The 3,415-nt window shown below is 58.5% G+C and carries 4 protein-coding genes; 1 reads left to right on the top strand and 3 read right to left on the bottom strand.

The genetic code is table 11. The annotated features are described in order from the left end of the window. Both EN925_RS28605 and EN925_RS28600 read right to left on the bottom strand, forming a co-directional pair. Positions 1–1,024 (bottom strand): cytochrome B6 (locus EN925_RS28605; RefSeq protein ID WP_128337093.1); only part of this gene is annotated, 1,024 nt, incomplete at its 3' end. 234 nt (positions 1,025–1,258) lie between these two features. Then, positions 1,259–1,504 (bottom strand): hypothetical protein, encoded by a 246-nt coding sequence (locus tag EN925_RS28600; protein ID WP_128337092.1) that lies wholly within the window; start codon positions 1,502–1,504, stop codon positions 1,259–1,261. Between the two features lie 715 nt (positions 1,505–2,219). Between EN925_RS28600 and EN925_RS28590 the strand changes: the two genes are divergently transcribed. Continuing rightward, the gene (locus EN925_RS28590; protein WP_024504634.1) at positions 2,220–2,729 is read left to right on the top strand and encodes a DUF892 family protein; all 510 of its coding nucleotides are present in this window, start codon (positions 2,220–2,222) and stop codon (positions 2,727–2,729) included. Positions 2,730–3,240: 511 nt separating this feature from the next. Here EN925_RS28590 and EN925_RS39815 read toward each other — a convergent pair. Continuing rightward, positions 3,241–3,405, bottom strand: a complete 165-nt coding sequence (locus EN925_RS39815; RefSeq protein ID WP_164752019.1) for a hypothetical protein — start codon at positions 3,403–3,405, stop codon at positions 3,241–3,243. Positions 3,406–3,415: the final 10 nt, after the last annotated feature.

The raw sequence follows: 3,415 nt of genomic DNA, 5'->3' as shown, positions 1-3,415 counted from the left end.
AGGGTGACGGAGGAAAATAGATGATGTTCTGAATATGCGAAATCATCGTGAAATGGTTGGGATGATAGGGAAGGTTTACGGAATAGCGGGTGGCGCTCACGTGATCGCCGTTGAAATAGGCGGTGCGCTGTTCGAACTCCGTAAAGTCTTCCACGGAACGCAGCGAGCGCTTGGATCCGTGGATCTGCTGGTTGAACAAGCCGCGCAGGCTGGTTGTGTCGAGCCGGAAGCGCTCGGCTTGCGGCCGCACGTCCGGGGTGAGGTGAAACGCCCCGTTGGTGTGGAAATTGGAATGGCAATCGAGGCAAGCGACACCCGTGCTTTGCATCGCTACCTTCCTGTCCTCGGTCTGGTTGAATTCCTCCTGCGGAAATGGCGTCAGCAGCAGACGAAGTCCTTCCATCTGCACGGGCGTGATGATGCCGTTCATGTATTCGTAGAAGTTGCGTATCGTCAGCAGATCCCCTCGCGACACATCTCCAAGCTCCGGGTGCGTGGTCAGAAATATTGGAGGTGGAAACTCCGGGGTAAGGTGATCCGGTAGATCGAAATCGACGTCGAAGCGGCGCAGATCGCGTCCTTCATCAGCGCCGATCTCTCTAATCTCACTTTCAGGAAAGACCTGACCTCCGGCGGCCTGCTTGACGTGCGGCAACGGTAGGAAGCCTTGCGGCAACAGACCACGATCACGAATTTCCTGAGGGGTTTTCGCTGCCAGGCTGCTCCAGGTTTCGCCTGCCGGCAGTTTCACTCGCGAGCCTTCTTGTACAGCCTTGCGCCCGCCCGACATCATGACGCCGGGCATCGGCCGGTCGGCCAGATCGTAACGGCTCTCGAGCAGGCCGCGTTGCCGTTGTGTCACAGCCGGCTTTTGCGCCTCGTCAGTTTCCTTGACCGAAGAAAAAGGCAAGCTTGGCAATGGACGATACGTCAGATCCGGCGGCAGCGGGTCCGAAGCAACATTGAGCGTGAACGTTGCAGCGCCAAGCAGGACCGGCAATCCAAGATTGAAGATACGCGACATATCCCCTCCCCACAGCGTTGAATTTGGCCCCAACCAGTGCGCGCAAGCTTTGTTCCATAGCTTTGATAGCCCCAACGCTCACGCTCGGCTTTTCGATGATCACCGGTGTCGCTGCTTTGGAGGGTGCGATCTGCGTGCCTTGCCTGCGTACCGTTCTCGCCATCTTCTGGCTGATGACTGCACGTCCGCTGCCGACTCGTGGCCTTGCAGCAGGCCTGCATCGAGCGAAGCTATCTATCCCGACATTCCGGATTGTATCACCCCATCGGCCGACGACCCGTCAGACATCGCCGCATTGTTGATCTGGTCCGTCCCGAACTGAGCGACCTGAACCATCATGGCCCTGGCCTTTGCAATGAGTTCATCTTCGGGAAGAGTATGCCCGGCCTGCAGGGTAACTGTAATACACTCGCCTCCCTCGCCCCGAAATTCCACGACCGGAGCCTGGTCTCGGCTGACGACAACTCCCATCATCTGCATAAAAACCTCCTCGTCGCTTCCTGCATTGGCCAGACAAACGCAACCCAGCTCGGCTATCTAATCCTTGACATAGGCCCCAGGTTGACGCCCGCCTCTGGGCGCCTTGGCGTCTTTCGAATGCTCGGCGACCGCAGGGCCTGCTCCGGATATTTTCTCTGGGGCCGGTGAAGGTGTCGCCGGCTTTGACGGGGTCCTGCCGCTCGATTTCTCGGGGCGGGGTGATATGTCAGTTGAAGACTTGTCTGAAGAAGTCATGGCTCTTTCCCTAGCGCGAAACTCCAATACCAACCTGCGAAACGCCGGGACGTTCCATCGCGATATGATCTCCGTTGTTGAACCTGGAGGCCTTGCTGGGGCGCACCGGCAACGGGCTGATTTCGCAAGACGAATGGCAACGGCCAAGGCGCTCGGGCAAGACACAGCCTGACACATTGCGGCGCGGGTATTGGAATGCGAGCCGACGCGAAACGCTTCATTGAGATCATCCATCACGGAACCCGCGGCAGGCAGCAGCTTCGTCATTTCTGCAGGAATGCGTTTTGCCAACGCGGACACCGCGACCATGCCCGTCGCCCGCCACTCTCTCCTGGTGCCAAGCGCCCGCTTGCAGCGCCTACCTCAAGGAGCCTGCAATACAGGCTGACTCCGCAGCTCAACCGATGAGGAACAATATCTCCCTTTGAAAGTTCTGGCCGACCCATGAAGGAGGTATGAAATGTCAGAATCACGCGAATGGCTTGTCCAATGGCTCAGGGATGCTCACGCCATGGAGGAGCAGGCCGAAACCATGTTGAATGGGCAACTGAACCGGATAGAGAACTATCCTGAGCTCAGCGAGCGGATTCGCCAGCACATCCAGGAGACCAGACAGCAGGCTGCTCGGCTGGAAACCTGTCTTGACCGCATCGGACAAGGATCTTCCACACTGAAGGATGCCGGCGGCAAGCTGACGGCAATGGCGCAGTCGCTCAGTGGGGTGTTCGCCGGGGACGAAGTGATGAAGGGATCGCTTGCAAGCTACACGTTCGAGCACATGGAAATCGCCTCCTACACAATCCTGATCGCCGCCGCCAAATCGCTAGGGGAAGCAGAGGTCGCCCAGCTCTGCGAAGAGAATCTGCGTGAGGAAGTTGCGATGGCGGACTGGTTGAAAAGCCATATTCCAGCGACAGCCGAGCAGTTCCTCGCGCGGGCCGACTCGGAGAGTGACAACGCCAAGCGCTGATCTAGGATCGTGGCTCGCAGGCGATAAGTGAGCGCCGGTCAGCGCAGCGTACGGGCCCGCGCTGACCGCCGTGGCGCGGGCCCACATAGCAACTACCTTGACCAGGTAATATTCGTATCGGTCTTGGGGGTGACCGTCCTGTTTGGGCGGCAACGACAAACCAACGACCTGGTCTGATGACGGCAGTTCCTCATGCGGCGTGGAGCGTCATTCCGATTGAAAACAGGAACTGAGAGAGCGGCATCTTGCGTCAAGACGCAGTCGCAAGAAGCATCGTTAGGCCACTGAAGTGAGAACCTCCGTCGGGCCGGGCCACGAAACATTCGGCAGCGGTCGGGCGTTGTGTCGGGAGTTTGGGGCGACCCGCACCGCCATGTTTTCTTGGCAGGTGATCGAGGCGTTCTGGGAAATGCGCATGCCACGCGGCCTCCGTTATGGCCTGACGATTCGTCCCATCAAGCTGGTCGTTTGTGCCCTCATTCGAGGAGGAAGTCCTTCCAGGCCGAGCGGGTCAGGCAACACCGGAGTATTTTTTCATTACCCTTGCTGCTCGCACGAGTGACGACCAATCAGCTCCCATAGTGGCGACGAGGTCACTAGCTTCTTCGCTGGAAATGCCGGTGCGGGCGGCGAGCTTCTTCGCAAGCAAATCGAAAGCCAGTTCGACTATCGTCATCGTTCAGCCC

It is taken from the genome of Mesorhizobium sp. M7A.F.Ca.US.006.04.2.1, from assembly GCF_004022915.1.
Lineage (GTDB): Bacteria > Pseudomonadota > Alphaproteobacteria > Rhizobiales > Rhizobiaceae > Mesorhizobium > Mesorhizobium ciceri.
This window is presented reverse-complemented; position numbering and strand designations above follow the sequence as displayed.